Raw genomic sequence first — 17,319 nt, 5'->3', positions numbered from 1 at the left:
CCGCCTACGGGCACTCGGGGTTCTCGCGGCCGACCGGGCCGTAGGTGAGGAACTCGTCCTCCGGGATGCCGAGCGTCTGGTTGACCTGCGGGATCACCTTGATCACCTCGTTCAGCAGATTGCCGTCGGGGCCCTCGATCACGCGGGTCAGGAAGATGTCGGCCACCGCCTGGCGGTTGTGGTCGAGATGGACCATGCCGGTCGGCGTCTCGAATTCCAGCGCCGCCAGCGCCTCGCGGTACTTCGCGCCGCCGTCGGACAGGTCGCCGCCGACCGCGTCCAGCGCCAGCAGTGCCGCCTTGGTGTTGACGTAGTAGCCGTGGGCGAACAGCGACGGGCTCGGGAAGCCGTCCGGGAAGGCGGCGCGGTAGGCTTCGACGAAGGCGGTCCAGCGCGGGTCGTCCCAGGTGTCGGCGACCGGGCCGGCCGCCGGCGTGCCGACCACGAAGTCGCGGGTCCGGCCCTCGGTGCCGAGCACGGTCTGGTCAACGGTGATCGAGCCGCCGATCAGCGGCAGGAAGCCGCCGGCCTGCTCATACAGCGTCAGGAACTTAACCGCGTCGCCACCGCCGAGCGCGACGTAGATCGCGTCGACATCCTCCGGCAGGGCGGCGATCACCGACGAGAAGTCGCGGTTGCCGATCGGCACCCAGAACTTGGCCGGCACGTGGCCGCCGAGCTGGCAGAACGGCAGCATGAAGCCCTGCACCTGGGTGTAGGGGAAGGAATAGTCCTCGGCCAGCACCGCCACCGAGCGGTAGCCGAGCTCGTTGTAGACATATTCGCCGAGGCCGGCCATCCACTGCGCGCCGTCGGTGCCGAAGCGGAAGAAGTTGTCCGCCGGCGTGCGCAGGGTGGTGTCCTGCGCGGCCGAGGTGCCGTTCAGGAAGGTGACGTCCGGGTGCTCCTTGGCATAGTCGCGGATCGCCAGGCCCTCGGAGCCCGACAGCGGCCCGATCAGGATCTGCACGCCGTCCTGCTCGACCAGGTTGCGCGCGGCGCGTACGGCGCTGTCCGGCGAGGCGTCGGACGAGCCGGTGATCAGCTCGATCTGCCGGCCGCCGGCGGTGTAGTTGAACTCCTGCAGCGCCAGCTCGACACCGCGCATGCCGTCCTCGCCCAGCACGGTGAACGCGCCCTCCAGCGTGGCCAGCGCGCCCATCTTCAGCGGCTCCTGCGCCTGGGCGGCGAGCGGCAGCGCGATCAGCGCGGCGGCCGCCTTCAGAATGGTTCTGGTCATGACGTCGTCTTCCTCCCTTGGTTTCGTTGTCGGGGTTTCAGCGTGGCCGCCAGCGGCCGGCCAGGTTGAAGGATGGGGCCGCGAAATGCGGCCGGGCCTTCTGCCACAGCCCGACGATCCCGTTCGGCGAGACGAACACCACCAACAGGAAGGCCAAGCCGATGACCAGGTTGAACCGCTCGCGGTCGATCAGGTCGATGGCGAAGTTCTCCAGCAGCACGAACAGCAGCGCGCCGAGGAACGGGCCGACCGGATGGACCACGCCGCCGACCACGGCGATGACCAGGATGTCGATGGCGACGTCGATGCCGATCGAGCCGGGCGAGATACGGCCGTTGAACCAGACCAGCAGCACGCCGCCGCTGGCCGCGATCACGCCGGCGAACAGGTGCGCGACGATGCGGTGCCAGGTGACGTTGAAGCCGATCGCGCGCATGCGGCGCGGGTTGTCGCGGATTGCTTGCAGGGCGAGGCCGAAGGTGGAGCGCGCGGCGTAGACCACGGTGAAGTAGAACAGCCCGGCGACGCCGAGGCACAGATAGTAGAACGGCACCGCCTCGCCCCAGTCGACGCCGAACGCGACCGGCGCCTCGATGCCGGCGAAGCCGTCGAAACCGTTGAAGATCGAGTAGTTCTGCCGGGTCAGGTAGAAGAAGCTGGTGGCGATCGCCAGCGTGATCATGATGGTGTAGATGCCGGTGGTGCGTACCGAGATCGCGCCGATCAGTGCGCCGGCGAAGGCGCCGATCGCGATGGCCAGCGGCACCACGATCCACCACGGCCAGTCGAGGCCGAGCCCGGCGCTGTTGCTGCCGAACAGCGCGACGCAATAGCCGGCGACGCCGGCGACGGTCAGCTGGGCCAGGCTGACCATGCCGCCATAGCCGGCCAGCACCATCAGCGACAGCGCGACGGTGCCGAGGATCAGCGAGTAGCCGCCGATCTGGTAGGCGAAAAAGTCCGACACCACCACCGGGTAGATCAGCAGCAGCAGGCCGACGACGGCCGACGCCTCGATCTGCACCCGGGTGCGGCGGCTGCGCAGGCCCTCGGCGATCAGGCTCATGCCGCCCGCCCCATGATGCCCTGCGGCCGCACCGCCAGCACCACGATCATGATCAGGAAGGTGAAGACGACGCCGTAGGTCGGCAGGTAGGCCAGCCCGATCTGCTCGGCCAGCCCGATCAGCAGCGCGCCGATGGCGGCGCCGGCGATCGAGCCCATGCCGCCGACGATCACCACTACCAGCGAGGCGAGCAGGGTGCGGGTGTCCTCGCCGGGCGAGATCGAGAACGCCGAACCGCCGATCACGCCGGCGAAGCCGGCCAGGCCGGCGCCGAGCGCGAACACCACGACGAACACCAGCTGCTCGTTGATCCCGGTCGCGGCCAGCATGCGCCGGTCGTCGACACCGGCGCGGATCATCATGCCGATGCGGGTGCGGTTGAGGAACAGCCACAGCCCGACGCCGATGGCGACCGCGAGCACCAGCAGCATCAGCCGCACGGTCGGATAAGCCAGCAGGATCTCGGTGCCGTCGTCCTTGACCGAAGTGACGATGGGGGTCGACGTCGAGGTCATCAGCCACTCGGGCGGGTCGAACTGGTAGGTGCGTCCGCCCCAGACCCACAGCATCAGGTCGGCCAGCACGATCGAGATGCCGATGGTGACCAGGGTCTGGCGCAGCGGATCGTTCTCCATCCGCCGGAACACGCCGGCCTGCATCACCACGCCGGCCGCCGCCATAGCCAGGAAGCCGGCAGCGACGCCCAGGTACCAGGAGCCGGTGTCATCGGCGACCTCGAAGCCAATATAGCCGCCGAGCAGGTAGAGCGAGCCGTGCGCCAGGTTGACGTTGCGCATCAGGCCGAACACCAGCGTGAAGCCGCTGGCGACCAGGAAATAGAGGCCGGCCAGCGTCACCCCGTTCAGGATCGTGTTGACGAACAGCCGCTTGCCGCCGATCAGGTCGGACAGCCATTCCGGCCAGACCGCCATGAACAGCCAGATCGCGGCCAGCGCCAGGATCAGCAGCCCGATGGTGAACAGGTGGCGCGCCATCGCCCGCTCAGGCGATCAGGCGGCGGCGCTGCTCGGACATCCGCGGCTCCTTGTGGAAGCGGCCGTCCTTCATGATCGCCAGGATCCGGTTCCTGTCCTGCAGCAGCCGGATGTTGGCGACCGGATCGCCGTCGACCAGGATCATGTCGGCCAGATAGCCCTCGCGGATCATGCCGAGGTTGCCCAGGCCCATCATCTCGCCGCCGTGGCGGGTGGCGGCGATGAGCGCTTCCATCGGCGAGAAGCCGAGCAGGTCGACGAAATACTCCAGGTCCTTGGCGTTGGTGCCCTGCGGCGTCCAGGCGAAGCCGTAGTCGCCGCCGATGCACACCCGGATGCCGCGCCGGTGCATCTTCTTCATGGTGTCGATGGCGGCCTCGAGCTCGCGCTCATAGGCGATGGTCAGCGGCGTGCCGGGCTCGATGCCGAACTTGCCGGCGTGGCGCGCGGTGCCGATCAGCCAGGCGAGGCCGGGGGCGACGAAATGGTGCTCCTTCGCCGCCTCCAGCATGTCCAGCGCCTCCTCGTCGGCGAACGAGGCGTGGTAGATGTTGCGGATGCCGTGGCGGACGCACAGCTTCACCGATTCCGCTGAGCGGGCGTGCGCGGCCACCATCTTGCCGCGGCGCCGGGCCTCGACGCAGGCCATCGCGACCTCCTCGTCGGCCATCGGCGTTTCCTCGGCCAGAACGCCGGTGATGTCCTCGCCGGAGATGTTCAGCTTGAGCACGTCGACATCGTACTTGATCAGCTGGCGAACGGTCCGGCGCATCTCCTCCGGCCCGGAGACGACCATGCCGAAGCTGAGCTCGGGGAACTCCATGTGCGGCGGCGAGGTATCGCCCAGCCCGCCCAGCGTGGCGATCTCCGGCCCGGCGGCGCGATAGCGCGGGCCCGGGATCTGGCCCTTGTCGATGGCGTTGCGGATGACGACGTCGAGCCGCGGCTTGGCGGCGGCTGCGCCGACGCCGGAGGTGAAGCCGGCATCCAGCACCACCTTGGCCATGTCGGCGGCGTGCAGCACGTGCTCCTCGGGCGGCATGCGCTGGATCGCCTCCAGGGTGGAGGCGTTGTTCCACGACAGGTGCAGGTGCGCCTCGACCATGCCCGGCATCAGCGTCGCGCCCATGCCGTCGATGGTGGCGTATTGGCCCGACGGCGACGAGAAGCGGCCGCCGCCGCCGCGGGTGACCTGCTTGATGCGGTTGCCCTGGACCAGCACCTCGCCGGTGAACGGGAAATCGCCCGACCCGTCGAGGATGCGCACATTGGTGAACAACACCGCGGATTCGGCCATCGCGCGTACTCCTCCTCACATGCCCCGGCTTGCAGCCCGGCCCTCTTCCGCGGGGCCTAGGACGCCTGCGAGAGTGCCTCCCGCAAGGCCTCGCGGCAAGCCGATGGTTTCTCGATCGTCGGCCAGTGGCCGCAGCGGTCCAGCACCCGCGTGCGCGCGCCCGCGACGCGCTCGGCCAGCGCCTGCGCCATCGTCGGCGGCGCGATCGCGTCCTCGTCGCCGGTGACCAGCAGCGTCGGACAGGCGATGCGGCGGTGGTCGGCCGCCTCGGCCCGGGCCAGCGCCTCGCACGACCAGGCGAAGTCCTCGGGGCACTGGCGCATATGGGATTCGCGGATGTAGGCCACCGCCAGCGGGTTGTCGCTGCGGGTCGCCCCGGCCACGCCGGCGGCGGAGACCGCCTCGGCGATCGCCGCCATGCCGTCGCGGCGGGCGGCGGCGGCGCGGTCGGCCAGCCGCTCGCGGGCGGCATCCGGCGGTGCCAGGATCGGCCCGAACAGCACCAGCGAACGGACCAGCGCCGGGCGCAGCGCGGCCATGTGCTGGCAGACCAGGGTGCCCATGCTGTGGCCGACCAGGTGCATCGCCTCGATGCCGAGCGTGCCGGCCAGGTCGACCAGCGCCGATGCCAGCCCGGCCAGATCCGGCTGGCCGGCCGGCCGCGGCGAGCGGGCGGAGCCCGGCACGTCGGGCCGCACCACGCGCCGGCCGCCGAGGGCCTCCATCAGCGTCTGGAAGCTGTTCGACGAGCCGCCCAGCCCGTGCACCATCATCACCGCCGGCCCGTCGCCGGCGACCTCGACCCGGATGCGCCCCACCGCGACGTCGGTCATGCCGCTTCCCGCCGGACCGGGTTGACCAGTTCGCCGCCGATGCCGGCGATCTCGATGCGCACGGTGTCGCCGTCGACCAGGTATTTCGGGGGCTTGAAGCCGATGCCGACGCCGGGCGGTGTGCCGGTGGCGATGATGTCGCCCGGGACCAGGCTGGTGCCGGCGGAAATCGTCTCGATCAGCGTCGGCACGTCGAAGATCAGCAGGCCGGTGTGCGAATCCTGGCGCAGCTCGTCGTTGACCCAACAGCGCACCGCCGCCGCGCTCAGGTCGATCTCGTCGCGGGTGACGGCGAACGGGCCCATCGGGCAGAAGCTGTCCATCGACTTGCCGAGCAGCCACTGGCTGTGCCGGTGCTGGGTGTCGCGGGCGGTGACGTCGTTGACGACGGTATAGCCCCAGACGTGGTCGAGCGCGTCGGCCGCCTTGATGCCGCGGCCGCCCTTGCCGACGATCACCGCCAGCTCGGCCTCGTAGTCGATCGCGGTCGACACCGCCGGGTCGAAGCGGATCGGCGCGCCGGGCGCGATCACCGTCTCCGGCACCTTGCTGAAGATGATCGGATGGGCCGGCACCTCGCCGGCGGCGGCGCTGGAATCGAATCCGCTGCGGGCAAATTCCAGCGCATGCTCGTGGTAGTTCTTGCCGACGCAGAAGATATTGCGGCGCGGCCGCGGGATCGGTGCCTCCAGGGTCAGACGGGCGAGCGGCATCGGCGTGCCCAGGCGCGGCAGGTCGCCACCGCGCTCGACCAGTGCCAGCACGCCCGCCGCGGCCTCGGCCATCGGCAGGTCGAAAGCCGCGAAGCTGCCGGCCGCGGTGTCGACCAGGCCGACCCGGCGCTCGCCGGCTATCGAGACGGTGGCGAGCCGCACCGGTTTCCTCCATTGGTATAGTTTCTTGTGCCCATTTGCGGTCCATCTTGAGCCAAACGCAGCGCTGGCGCAACCCGGTCGTTGCGCGTCGTGTCGGCCTTTCGCACCGGCCCGGCTGCCGATCGCGTCGCAATAAGCTGTTTCCCGCCGGAATGCAGGTGCCGCCGCGCCTATCCGCCGTGGTCCAGGCCAACGCCACGGCACCGCCGGGTTGACAATTGGTTCAGAAATGGATCAAGTCTGACGCGATCACCGCGGTCGCAACGGAGCCGGGCCCGCCGATGACGCAATGGAAACAGATCGCAGCGACGCTGCGCGACGAGATCGACGGCGCAGGCGCCGGGCGCAGGCTACCGCCGGAGCGTGACCTCGCCAGCCGCTTCGGCGTCGCGCGCAACACCGTGCGCCGGGCGATCAACGCACTGGCCGAGGACGGCGTGCTGACCCGCCAGGTCGGCAGCGGCACCTATGTGCAGGCGCCGCCACCGGCGACCGCCGGCGACCTGATGGCGCGCATCGTCGGCGTCAGCCCGCGCGACCTGATGGAGGTGCGCCTGCTGCTGGAGCCGCACGCCGCCTCGCTGGCGACGATCCATGCCAACAGCGACGAGCTGCAGCAGATCGCCGAGGCCGAGGCGTCGGCCCGCGCCTCGCGGGCGATGGAGGCGTTCGAGGCCTGGGACGCCGAATTCCACCGCCGCATCTTCGCCGCCTCGCACAACGAGCTGCTGGTCCACCTGTGCGCGCTGATGGGCGAAGCGCGGACGCGCAACCGCTGGCTCGACCTGAAGCGGCGGGCCTTCTCCGAACCGCGCCGCACGTACTACTGCACCGAGCACGGCGCCATCGTCGACGCGCTGCTGCGCCGCAACGCCGAGGACGCGGAGCGGGCGATGCGCGCCCACCTGGAATCGGTGCGGGCCAGCCTGTTCGCCGACCTGGCCTGAGCGGGCCGGGCCGCCGGCCCGGTCAGAACGGCAGGCCGACGTAGTTCTCCGCCAGCGCGGTCATCGCCGCCTGCGACGACATCAGATAGCCGAGGTCCGCCAGCCGGATGCGGCCGGCGAACGCGCCCTCGCCGGGCATGTTGTGCATCATCGTGGTCATCGACCAGGAGAACCGCTCCGCCTTCCAGATGCGGTCGAGCGCGCGGTCGGAATAGCGATCGAGCAGGCCGTCGTCGCCGGTGCGATAATGCGCGATCAGGCCCTCCGACAGGTAATGCACGTCGGAAGCCGCCAGGTTGAGGCCCTTCGCCCCGGTCGGCGGTACGATATGGCCGGCGTCGCCGGCCAGGAACAGCCTTCCCCAGCGCAGCGGCTCGGCGACGAACGAGCGCAGCGGCGCCACCGACTTCTCGATCGACGGGCCGGTGACCAGGCCGTCGACCATCTCCTCCGGCAGCCGCGCCTTCAGCTCGGCCCAGAAGCGGTCGTCCGGCCAGATTGCCGCGTCGTCGTCCAGGGCGCACTGCACGTAATAGCGGCTGAGCTGCGGGTTGCGCATCGAGCACAGTGCGAAGCCGCGCTCGTGGCTGCAATAGACCACCTCGTGGAACGCAGGCGGCGTGCGCGACAGCACACCGAGCCAGGCGAACGGATAGACCATCTCGTAGGTCTTCAGCACGTCGGACGGAATCGTCGTGCGGCTGACGCCGTGGAAGCCGTCGCAGCCGGCGACGAAGTCGCAATCGAGATGATGCGGCGCGCCGTCCTTGTGCCAGCTGACCCGCGGCGCGTCGCCTTCGATGCCGTGGATGGCGACGTCCTCAGCCTCGTCGACGGTGGTGAGCCCGGCGGCGTCGCGGGCGTCGTAGAGGTCGTGGGTGATCTCTGTCTGGCCGTAGACGGTCACCGTCCTGCCGCCGGTCAGCCCGGCGAGATCGACCCGATGGCGCGCGCCGCCGAAGGCGATGTTGGTGCCGCGATGGACCAGCCCCTCGCGGTCGAGCCGGCCGCCGACGCCGGCCGACCGCAGCAGGTCGACCGTGCCCTGCTCCAGCACGCCGGCGCGGATGCGGCCGAGCACATAGTCGCGCGTGCGCCGTTCCAGCACCACGTTCTCGATGCCGGCATTGTGCAGGATCTGGCCCAGCAGCAGGCCGGACGGCCCGCCGCCGATGATTGCAACCTGGGTCCGCATCGGCCCGCCCCCGTCTTGCGTCAACCGCGCGAAGATGAGCCCGGCAGTCGGCGCTGCAAATGGAGCGGCGTGCCCAATGCTTGCACGGATCCGACATTGCGGGCTCAATGCCCGCATGATCCGGATACCCGCTTTCGCGCTCTACGGCGACCCGGACCCGGCGCCGGCGACGCCGCCCGACGTCCTGCACTGCGAATCGATCGCCGCCCGCAGCGTCGCCAATAACTGGCGCTTCCGCCCGCACCGGCATCCGCGGCTGGCGCAGTTCTTCTGGTTCCAGGACGGCGGCGGCTGGGCCGACGTCGAGGGCGCGCGCACACCGCTCGGCCCGCGCCACGCCCTGTACATTCCCAACATGGCGATCCACGGCTTCGCCTTCGAACCCGGCACCCGCGGCTGGGTGGTGACCGTGCCGCTTGAGGTGCTGCACGCGGCGCTCGGCGTGGATTCGGCGGCGCGGACGGCGTTGCGCGGCCCGGTCCACACCCGCGGCGACGCGGCGCTGCGCGGCCTGTTCGCGCAGGTGGCCGGCGAATATGACGGCGGTGCGCCGTTCCGCACCGAGACCCTGCGCGGCCTCGCCGGCCTGATCGGCCTGTGGTTCGCGCGCGGCGCCGTGCACGACGCGCGGCGGCCGCCGGCGGCGGAGCGGCCGGCCCTGCGGCTGGCGCGAATCTTCCTGGCCCTGGTCGAGACCCGCTTCACGCAGCACGAGCCGGTGGCGGCCTATGCCCGCGCGCTGGCGGTGACGCCGACCCACCTCACCCGAATCTGCCGGCAGGAGCTCGGCGCCACCGCGCAGGCGCTGATTCACCAGCGGCTGGTCGACGAGGCCAAGCGCATGCTGGCCTACACCGCGCAGCCGGTGCACCAGATCGGCTTCGATCTCGGCTTCGCCGACCCGGCCTATTTCAGCCGCTTCCTCGCCGCCCGCCTCGGCATGGCGCCGACGCGCTATCGCGCCGCCATCGCCGCCGCTCAGGGCCAGTCGGCGAATGTCGACAGCGCCACCGGGCGGGCCGACGACCGCAAGCGGGCCGCCGCCAGCCGGTAACAGCGCGGCGACCGGCCGCCGTGGGCGCGGCGGAACGCGCGCCGTCGGCAGCCGGGGCCGCGGGCACGCAATAGCATGCGGTTATAGCGGAACGCGCGATTCGCGCTGGCCGCTGCGGCGGCATTCCCGGACACTTCGGCTCGGGAGAATACCGACGGCGTGCGAAGAATTGAATAACCACAGCCACAGCCGGCAGGACCATGGACCGGCGTCGCGCCGGCCGACGGGCGACACCCGGCGGCCCTGGCACGGCGGCCATGCTTGAGGCGCGCACCATGCCCGGCGGCGCGCGGCGGATGATGGCGATCGGCCGGGGCATGACGGCGGCGCCGCAGATCCCGATGCTCGACGAACCCTCGCTCGGCCTGTCGCCGTTGCCGGCGGCCGAGCCGTTCAAGGCGCTGGCGCATGTTCGCGCGACCGGAGTGGGAGTCCTCCCGGTCGAGCAGGATGCGCGCCTGTCGCTGGCCATCGCCGACCGCGGCTACCTGCTCGAGAACGGGCAGGTGACCGGTGCGGAATCGGCGGCGGCCTTGCGCAACGACCCGAACGTCCAGCGCGCCCGACCGCGCGGCCACTGACGGCAACCGGAACGCGGGGTGGCAGGCAGGATGGCAGATGGGCGCATGACAGCCGGCGGCGCCGTGTTCGCCCGGCTGAAAGCGCTGGGCGTTCGGGTCGTGTTCGCCAATTCCGGCACCGATTTTCCGCCGATCATCGAAGGGCTGGCCGAGGCGGCGGCCGGCGACGTGGCGCTGCCGGACGCGCTGGTGATGCCGCACGAGCATGTGGCGCTGGGCATGGCCCAGGGCTGGTACCTGGCCACCGGCGAGACCCCGGCGGTGATGCTGCATACCAATGTGGGGCTGGCCAACGGCGCCATCGGCACGATCAACGCCGCCACCGACCAGGTGCCGATGATCCTGATGTCCGGCCGCACGCCGACCACCGAGCGCGGCCGGTTCGGCAGCCGGACGGTGCCGATCGGCTGGGGCCAGGAGATGCGCGACCAGACCGCGCTGGTGCGCGAGGCGTGCAAGTGGGACTACGAGCTGCGCTTCCCGGAACAGGTCGGCGAACTGCTGGATCGCGCCCACGCCATCGCCAACTCGACCCCGCGCGGGCCGGTCTATCTCAGCCTGCCGCGCGAGACGCTGTGCGAGGCGTGCCCGACAGAGGGGCTGGACGCGCTGCCGTCGATGCGCCCGGCGCAAACCGGGCCGCGCACCGCCGACATCGCCGCGGCGGCGGACATCCTGACCCGCGCCAGCCGGCCGCTGATCTTCGCGCAGCGCGGCGCCGGGTCCGCCGCCGGCTTTGCCGCGCTGCAGCGGATCGCCGACGCCTTCGTCATCCCCGTCTGCCACTACTGGGCGGTGTCGCTTGGCCTGCCCACCGACCATCCGATGTGCGTCGGCGCCGACCCCGAACCGTGGCTGTCCGAGGCCGACGCGGTGCTGGTGATCGACAGCCTGGCGCCGTGGTCGCCGCAGCTGCACGGGCCGCGGCCGGGCGTGCCGGTGATCCAGCTCGGCCCCGATCCGCTCTACGCCCGCTTCCCCGTGCGCAACTTCCGCGCCGACCTGGCCATCGCCTGCGAGACGGCCGAAGGCCTGGCGGCGCTGGCCGAGGCGATGGCGGCCGTCGCCGCGGACGGCGACGGCGCCCGCGACATGCGCCACGCCGCAATCGCCATGCGCACCCAGGAGATCCGGGCGCGCACAGCGGCCGCCGCCCGGCCGGCGCCGTCCGGCCGGATGACCAAGGCCTTCGGCGGCGCGACCCTGTCGCAGGCGATCGCCGGCCGCCGAGCGACCGTGCTGTCGGAGCTGGGCTGCCCGCTGGACAGCCTGACCCTGCGAGACCACGATTCCTGGCGGCAGGAGCCGCATTCCGGCGGGCTGGGCTGGAGCCTGCCCTGCGCCATGGGCCTCAAGCTCGGCGACCCCGACCGGCTGGTGGTCGCGACCATGGGCGACGGCTCGTACATGTTCGCCAATCCGACCGCCTGCCACCAGGCAATGGAGGCCTACGGCCTGCCGGTGCTGGCGGTGGTGCTGAACAACGGCGAGTGGGGCGCCGTCCGCCATTCGGTCGCCGGACTCTATCCCGACGGCCATGCGGTGCGCGCCAACCGCATGCCGCTGACCGCGCTGACGCCGAGCCCGGACTTCACCAAGACCGCGGAGGCGAGCCGGGCGTGGGCGCGGCGGGTGGAGCAGCCGGAGGCGCTGGCGCCGGCGCTGGACGCGGCGATCGAGGCGGTGACGGCGCAGCGCCGGCCGGCGCTGCTCGACGTGGCGATCGCCGGCTGATGGCGTTTGTTCGCGAATTGGGGGCGTCCTATGATGCCGCCCAAAAAGGCGCGGCGGCCCGCCCGGGCGGCCGCGACCGAAACCGGGTGCGGGACGGCGCGGCACGGCCACGCCGCGGACGCATCCTTCATGTGGGAGGACGACGATGATCAATCGACGGACGTTCCTGGGCACCACGGCGGCGGCCGTCGCGGCACCGGCCGTGATCCGCGGCGCATGGGCGCAGGAACCGGAATTCACGCTGAAACTGCACCACCTGCTCGGGCCGAACTCGCCGGCCCATACCCAGATGCTGACGCCCTGGGCCGAGCGCATCCAGGACGCCACCGGCGGCCGGGTCAAGATCGACATCTACCCGGCGATGTCGCTGGGGGGCGCCCCGCCGCAGCTGTTCCGCCAGGCGGTCGACGGCGTCGTCGACATCGTCTGGACGGTGAACGGCTACACGCCGGGCCTGTTCCCGCGCTCCGAGGTGTTCGAGCTGCCGACCATCTACACCAACGACATCGCGGCGACCAACCTGGCGATGGCCGACATGTTCGATGCATGGCTGGCGCCGGACTTCGCCGACGTCCATGTCTGCTTCCTGCACGTCCACGCCGGCCAGGCCATCCACATGGCCAGCAAGCCGGTGCACGAGGTCGGCGACCTCGCCGGCCTGAAGATCCGCGTGCCCGGCCCGACCGGCAATGCGGTGGTGGAGGCGATGGGCGCGACCCCGGTGACCATGCCGGTGCCGGACCTGCCGCAGGCGCTGACCACCAACGCGGTCGATGGCGCGCTGATCCCGTGGGAGATCATCCCGGCGCTGCAGCTGCAGAACGCGACCCAGTACCAGATCGAGGGGCCGGACAAGACCCGGCTCGGCACCACCACCTTCCAGGTCTCGATGAACAAGGACACCTGGGACTCGCTGCCGGCCGACATCCAGGCGGCGTTCGACGCCAACTCGGGCGAGGACTGGCTGCGCGAGGTGGCGGCGATCTGGCGCGGCACCGACGACCACGGCCTGCAGGTCGCGATCGACGCCGGCAACGAGTACATCGTGCTGACCCAGGAGGCGATGGACGGCTTCAACGCCGCCCTGGCGCCGGTGGTCGACCGCTGGGTCGAGGAGCATGGCGATATGGACGGCGCCGCGCTGGTCGACGCGGCAAGGGCGGCCATTGCCGCACGCGCCGGTTGACCGCAGGTCCGGCAGATGACCGGGGCGGTGCCGTCGCGCGCCGCCCCGGCCCGCTTGCGGCGCGGCCCGGACGATGACCGCCGGCGCCGGTTCCGCATCCGGCCGCGCGCGGCTCGGCCGCGTGCTGCGCCGCCTGATCGCCTGGTGGGCGCTGGCCGGCGGCTTCGTACTGGTCGCGCTGGTGGTGATGACCGCGGCCAGCGCGCTGTCGAACCTGGCTTTCGACCTGCCGTTCGCGCCGGACTATGAGCTGGTCAAGCACTTCACCGCGGTCGCGGTGTTCGCCTTCCTGCCCTACTGCCAGCTGACCGGCGCCAACATCTCGGTCGACATCTTCACCGAGCGGATGGGCACCCGCGGCAAGGCCGTGCTCGCCCTGCTCGGCGCTATCTTCGCGCTCGCCTTCGCCGCCGTGCTGGCCGTGCAGATGGTCGACGGCATGCTCGGCTACGTGAAGTACCAGGAGGTGACGGCGGTGCTTAAGCTGCCGCTGTGGACCGCCTATCCGCCGGCGCTGCTGTCGCTGGCGCTGCTGGTCTGCGCCGCGGTCATCTCCATCTGCGAGGCGGTCGACGCGATCCGCTCGCCGGACCACGGCGTTCCGGCCCACTCGATCGGTATGGAATAGCCGATGCAGGGTGACCTGACGCTCGGCGTCGGCGGGCTGATCGTCCTGCTGCTGCTGATCGGCATCCGCGTGCCGATCGCCCACGCCATGATCCTGGTCGGCGCGGTCGGCGCGGCGATCATGTCGGGCCCGGCGATCATCCTGAACCAGCTCAAGGACCTGGCCTACGCACAGTTCTCGATCTACGACCTGTCGGTGCTGCCGATGTTCATCCTGATGGGCAGCCTGGCGGCACGCTGCGGGCTGAGCCGCGACCTGTTCCGCGGCGCCAATGCCTGGATGGGCTGGATGCGCGGCGGCATCGCCATGGCCGCGATCATGGCCTGCGGCTGCTTCGGTGCCGTCTGCGGCTCGTCGACCGCCACCGCCTCGACCATGGGCCAGGTCGCCCTGCCCGAGCTGAAGCGATACAATTACGCCCCCTCGCTGGCGACCGGCACCATCGCCGCCGGCGGCACGCTCGGCATCCTGATCCCGCCGTCGGTGGTGCTGATCGTCTATGCGATCATCGTCGAGGCCAACATCGTCTCGCTGTTCGCCGCCGCGCTGATCCCCGGCCTGCTGGCCGTCGGCCTGTTCGTGATCACCATCGCCATCGTGGTGCGGCTGTTCCCGGCGGCCGGGCCGAAGGGCCAGCCGGTCTCCGCCCAGGAGCGCATCGCCGCCACCCTGGCCGTGATCCCGGTGCTGGTGATCTTCGCCGTGGTGATCGGCGGCATCTATGCCGGCATCTACAACCCGACCCCGGCGGCGGCCATCGGCGTGTTCCTGGTCGGCGCCTACGGCTTCGCCCGGCGCCGGCTGGCCTGGAAGGAGACGCTGGCCGCGCTGCTGGAGACGGCGAAGACAACCGGCATGATCATGCTGATCCTGCTCGGCGCCGAGCTGCTGAAGATCTTCATGGCCCGCGCCGGCGTGCCGCAGGCCGCCGCCGAGGCGCTGCAGAACAGCGGGCTCGGCGCCTACGGCACGCTGGTCATCATCATCGCCATCTTCCTGGTGCTCGGCTGCCTGCTCGACAGCCTGTCGATGATCATCCTGGCGATCCCGTTCTTCTGGCCGGTGATGGCGGGGCTCGACTTCGGGCTTACGCCCGACGAGCAGAAGCTGTGGTTCGCGGTGATCATCCTGGTGGTGGTCGAGCTGGGCCTGATCACGCCGCCGGTCGGGCTCAACGTGTTCATCATCAACTCGCTGGCGCCCGACGTGCCGATGCGCAAGACATTCCTGGGCGTCACGCCGTTCTTCATGTCCGAGATCGTGCGCATCACGCTGCTGGTGCTGATTCCCTCGATCTCGCTGGCGCTGCCGCGGCTGCTGTTCTGAGGCGATGGCGGCGGCGGCACTGAAGCTGGGCCTGATCGGCGGCAACATCGCGCTGTCGAACGCGCCGCGGCTGCATCGGCTGGCGGGCGCGCTCAGCGGGCTCTCGGTCAGCTACGACCTGCTGGTCCCGTCGGCCCTCGGGCTCGACCTCGACGCCATGCTCGACCGCTGCCGGGCCGAGCGCTATCGCGGCGTCAACGTCACCTATCCCTACAAGGAGGCGGCGGCCGCGCGGGTGGCGATTCCGGACCCGCTGGTGGCGGCGATCGGCGCGGTCAACACCGTGCTGTTCGAGCCGGACGGCCCGGTCGGCCACAACACCGACCATTCCGGCTTCGTCGGCGTGCTGCGCGATGCCTTCGGTCCGGCGGTGCCGGGCCCGGTCTGCATGGTCGGCTGCGGCGGCGTCGGGCGGGCGATCGCCTTCGCGCTGGTGCGCTGCGGCGTCGCCGACGTGCGCCTGGTCGACAGCGACCCCGCCCGCGCCGGCGGCCTGGCCGACGCGCTCGGCCGGGCCGGCTTCGGCGGCTCCGTCCGCGTCTGCGCGGCCGTCGGCGAAGCTGCCCGCGGCGCGGCCGGCCTGGTCAACTGCACCCCGGTAGGCATGGACGGCCATCCGGGCACGCCGGTGCCGCCGGCTGCCATGGCCGGCGCGGCCTGGGCGTTCGACGCGGTCTACACGCCGCGCGACACGCTGTTCCTGCAGGATGCGGCGGCGGCGGGCCTGCGCGTCATCGAGGGCTATGCGCTGTTCTTCCGCCAGGGCGTCGACGCCGGGGCACTGGTCTCCGGCCGGCCGGTCGACCCGGCGGCGCTGCGGGCGGCGCTGGCGGCTTAGCCCCCCCGCTGCTTGCGGTGCCAGCGCCAGGCGGTGTCGACGATGGTGTCCATGTCCGACAGCGCCGGCGCGAAGCCCAGCGCGGCGCGGGCGTGCGCCGGGTCGGCGACCAGTTCGGCCGGGTCGCCGGGGCGGCGCGGCTGCACCGCGACCGGTATGGCCCGCCCGGTGGCGCGCGCGGCCGCGTCGAGCACCGCGCGCACCGAGGTGCCGCGGCCGGTGCCGAGGTTGACCGCATCGGACGGGCCGCCGGCGAGCAGCCGCTCGAGCGCGCGGGCGTGGGCCTCCGCCAGGTCCCAGACGTGGACATAGTCGCGCACGCAAGTGCCGTCCGCGGTGGGGTAGTCGTCGCCGAACAGCTGGAATGCGGGGATCTCGCCGCAGGCCGCCATCAGGATGCGCGGGATCAGGTGGGTCTCGGGGTCGTGGCGCTCGCCCACTTCCAGCTCCGGCTCGCAGCCGCACGCATTGAAATAGCGCAGCGCCACCGTGCGGATGCCGTGCGCGGCCTCGAAATCGGCGCACATCCGCTCCATCACCAGCTTGGTCATGCCATAGGGGTTGATCGGCGCTTTCGCCGCGTCCTCGCGGATCGGCATCCGCTCCGGCTGGCCGTAGACGGCGCAGGTCGACGACACCACCAGGGCGCCGACGCCGGCCGCGCGCATGGCGTTCAGCAGCGACAGCGTGCCGCCGACGTTGTTGTCGTAATAGCGCCCGGGGTCGGTCACCGACTCGCCGACATAGGCGGAGGCCGCGAAGTGCACGACGCCGTCGACGCCGGCCAGGGCCGCGGTCATCCGGGCGGTGTCGCGGATGTCGGCCTCGACCAGCGGGCCGAAGCGCACCAGGTCGGCGTGGCCGGTCGACAGGTTGTCGTAGACCGTGACCGCGTGGCCGGCCGCGGCCAGCCGCTTGGCGGTCGCGCTGCCGATATAGCCGGCGCCGCCGGTCACCAGGATGTTGGCCATCGCCGCGGAGCTCCTTCGGTCCGTGCTGCCCGTTGCCGCGACTCTGGGGCGTCGCTGTCGAAGGAAAGCTTTACGCGCAGCCGAAATCGGCCGCCAGCAGCGGGCACCCGCCGGGGCGTCGCGAAAGTGCGGCGCCGCGGGGTCAGCGCGTCGCCGGACCGTTCGCGGTCGGCTGCCCGGTACGACGCTGCGGCGTGGTGGTCAGCTGGTACTGCTGCAGCTGCTGCAGGGTCGGTGCGACCCGGACCGGATTTTCGGCCTGCACCGCATGGCCGGGGTCCCACTCGCATTCGCCGAAGTCCTGGTTGCAGATGAAGCAGCCATCGGTGTGGCAGCACCAGCAGATCGCGCCTTCGCAGCCGAAATCCGAGTTCGGCGCGACATAGCAGGTGCCGAGATTGCCGCCCGGCGGCCGCGGCGTCGTCGGCTCGGCCAGCGCGGGCCCGATGAAGGCGGCCAGGATCGGCAATGCGAACAATGGGGCAAGGCGTGGCAGGCTCGGCGGCATCGGCAGACCCTCCCAACACGCCGGCGCACCGGCGCGCATGCGCCC

17 protein-coding genes are annotated in these 17,319 nt (G+C 71.4%); 8 read left to right on the top strand and 9 right to left on the bottom strand.

The window, feature by feature from the left end:
* Positions 1-4: 4 nt before the first annotated feature.
* From R3F55_16350 to R3F55_16325, 6 genes are read right to left on the bottom strand one after another with little or no spacing between them, the layout of a single operon-like run.
* Positions 5-1,240: an ABC transporter substrate-binding protein gene (locus tag R3F55_16350; GenBank protein ID MEZ5668978.1), complete on the bottom strand. Its 1,236-nt coding sequence runs from the start codon at positions 1,238-1,240 to the stop codon at positions 5-7.
* 37 nt (positions 1,241-1,277) lie between these two features.
* Complete coding sequence (locus tag R3F55_16345; protein MEZ5668977.1) at positions 1,278-2,306, bottom strand: branched-chain amino acid ABC transporter permease; 1,029 nt, start codon at positions 2,304-2,306, stop codon at positions 1,278-1,280.
* Complete coding sequence (locus R3F55_16340) at positions 2,303-3,301, bottom strand: branched-chain amino acid ABC transporter permease (GenBank protein MEZ5668976.1); 999 nt, start codon at positions 3,299-3,301, stop codon at positions 2,303-2,305. Before R3F55_16340 ends, R3F55_16345 begins: the two co-directional genes overlap by 4 nt.
* 7 nt (positions 3,302-3,308) lie before the next feature.
* Positions 3,309-4,598: an amidohydrolase family protein gene (locus R3F55_16335; GenBank protein MEZ5668975.1), complete on the bottom strand. Its 1,290-nt coding sequence runs from the start codon at positions 4,596-4,598 to the stop codon at positions 3,309-3,311.
* A gap of 56 nt (positions 4,599-4,654) precedes the next feature.
* Positions 4,655-5,431, bottom strand: a complete 777-nt coding sequence (locus R3F55_16330; GenBank protein ID MEZ5668974.1) for an alpha/beta hydrolase — start codon at positions 5,429-5,431, stop codon at positions 4,655-4,657.
* Complete coding sequence (locus R3F55_16325) at positions 5,428-6,306, bottom strand: fumarylacetoacetate hydrolase family protein (GenBank protein MEZ5668973.1); 879 nt, start codon at positions 6,304-6,306, stop codon at positions 5,428-5,430. The genes R3F55_16330 and R3F55_16325 overlap by 4 nt, the downstream gene beginning before the upstream one ends.
* 281 nt (positions 6,307-6,587) lie before the next feature.
* On the opposite strand from R3F55_16325, the gene R3F55_16320 reads away from it, so the two are divergent.
* Positions 6,588-7,253: an FCD domain-containing protein gene (locus R3F55_16320; protein MEZ5668972.1), complete on the top strand. Its 666-nt coding sequence runs from the start codon at positions 6,588-6,590 to the stop codon at positions 7,251-7,253.
* A 22-nt stretch (positions 7,254-7,275) separates the two neighbouring features.
* On the opposite strand, the gene pobA is transcribed toward R3F55_16320, so the two are convergent.
* Complete coding sequence (pobA, locus tag R3F55_16315; GenBank protein ID MEZ5668971.1) at positions 7,276-8,448, bottom strand: 4-hydroxybenzoate 3-monooxygenase; 1,173 nt, start codon at positions 8,446-8,448, stop codon at positions 7,276-7,278.
* Positions 8,449-8,524: 76 nt separating this feature from the next.
* Between pobA and R3F55_16310 the strand changes: the two genes are divergently transcribed.
* The 7 genes from R3F55_16310 (at position 8,525) to R3F55_16280 (ending at position 15,795) form a co-directional block, all read left to right on the top strand.
* Complete coding sequence (locus R3F55_16310) at positions 8,525-9,502, top strand: helix-turn-helix domain-containing protein (protein ID MEZ5668970.1); 978 nt, start codon at positions 8,525-8,527, stop codon at positions 9,500-9,502.
* A 257-nt stretch (positions 9,503-9,759) separates the two neighbouring features.
* Positions 9,760-10,083, top strand: coding sequence for a hypothetical protein (locus tag R3F55_16305; GenBank protein ID MEZ5668969.1), 324 nt, complete (start codon positions 9,760-9,762; stop codon positions 10,081-10,083).
* A gap of 45 nt (positions 10,084-10,128) precedes the next feature.
* Positions 10,129-11,817 carry a thiamine pyrophosphate-requiring protein gene (locus R3F55_16300; protein ID MEZ5668968.1) on the top strand — a complete coding sequence of 563 codons (1,689 nt, stop codon included), beginning with the start codon at positions 10,129-10,131 and terminating at the stop codon, positions 11,815-11,817.
* Between the two features lie 145 nt (positions 11,818-11,962).
* Entirely contained in the window at positions 11,963-13,003 is a 1,041-nt protein-coding gene (locus R3F55_16295; GenBank protein ID MEZ5668967.1) for a TRAP transporter substrate-binding protein, read from the top strand.
* Between the two features lie 73 nt (positions 13,004-13,076).
* A complete protein-coding gene (locus R3F55_16290; GenBank protein MEZ5668966.1) occupies positions 13,077-13,631 on the top strand; it encodes a TRAP transporter small permease in 555 nt (184 codons plus the stop codon).
* Positions 13,632-13,634: 3 nt separating this feature from the next.
* On the top strand, positions 13,635-14,957 hold the full coding sequence (locus R3F55_16285) for a TRAP transporter large permease (protein MEZ5668965.1): 1,323 nt from the start codon (positions 13,635-13,637) through the stop codon (positions 14,955-14,957).
* A 4-nt stretch (positions 14,958-14,961) separates the two neighbouring features.
* Positions 14,962-15,795 carry a shikimate dehydrogenase gene (locus tag R3F55_16280; protein MEZ5668964.1) on the top strand — a complete coding sequence of 278 codons (834 nt, stop codon included), beginning with the start codon at positions 14,962-14,964 and terminating at the stop codon, positions 15,793-15,795.
* On the opposite strand, the gene galE is transcribed toward R3F55_16280, so the two are convergent.
* Both galE and R3F55_16270 read right to left on the bottom strand, forming a co-directional pair.
* Entirely contained in the window at positions 15,792-16,766 is a 975-nt protein-coding gene (gene galE / locus R3F55_16275; GenBank protein ID MEZ5668963.1) for a UDP-glucose 4-epimerase GalE, read from the bottom strand. The genes R3F55_16280 and galE overlap by 4 nt on opposite strands.
* A 142-nt stretch (positions 16,767-16,908) precedes the next feature.
* Entirely contained in the window at positions 16,909-17,274 is a 366-nt protein-coding gene (locus R3F55_16270) for a hypothetical protein (GenBank protein MEZ5668962.1), read from the bottom strand.
* Positions 17,275-17,319: the final 45 nt, after the last annotated feature.

The sequence above is a fragment of the Alphaproteobacteria bacterium genome (assembly GCA_041396705.1).
GTDB lineage: Bacteria > Pseudomonadota > Alphaproteobacteria > CALKHQ01 > CALKHQ01 > CALKHQ01.
This window is presented reverse-complemented; position numbering and strand designations above follow the sequence as displayed.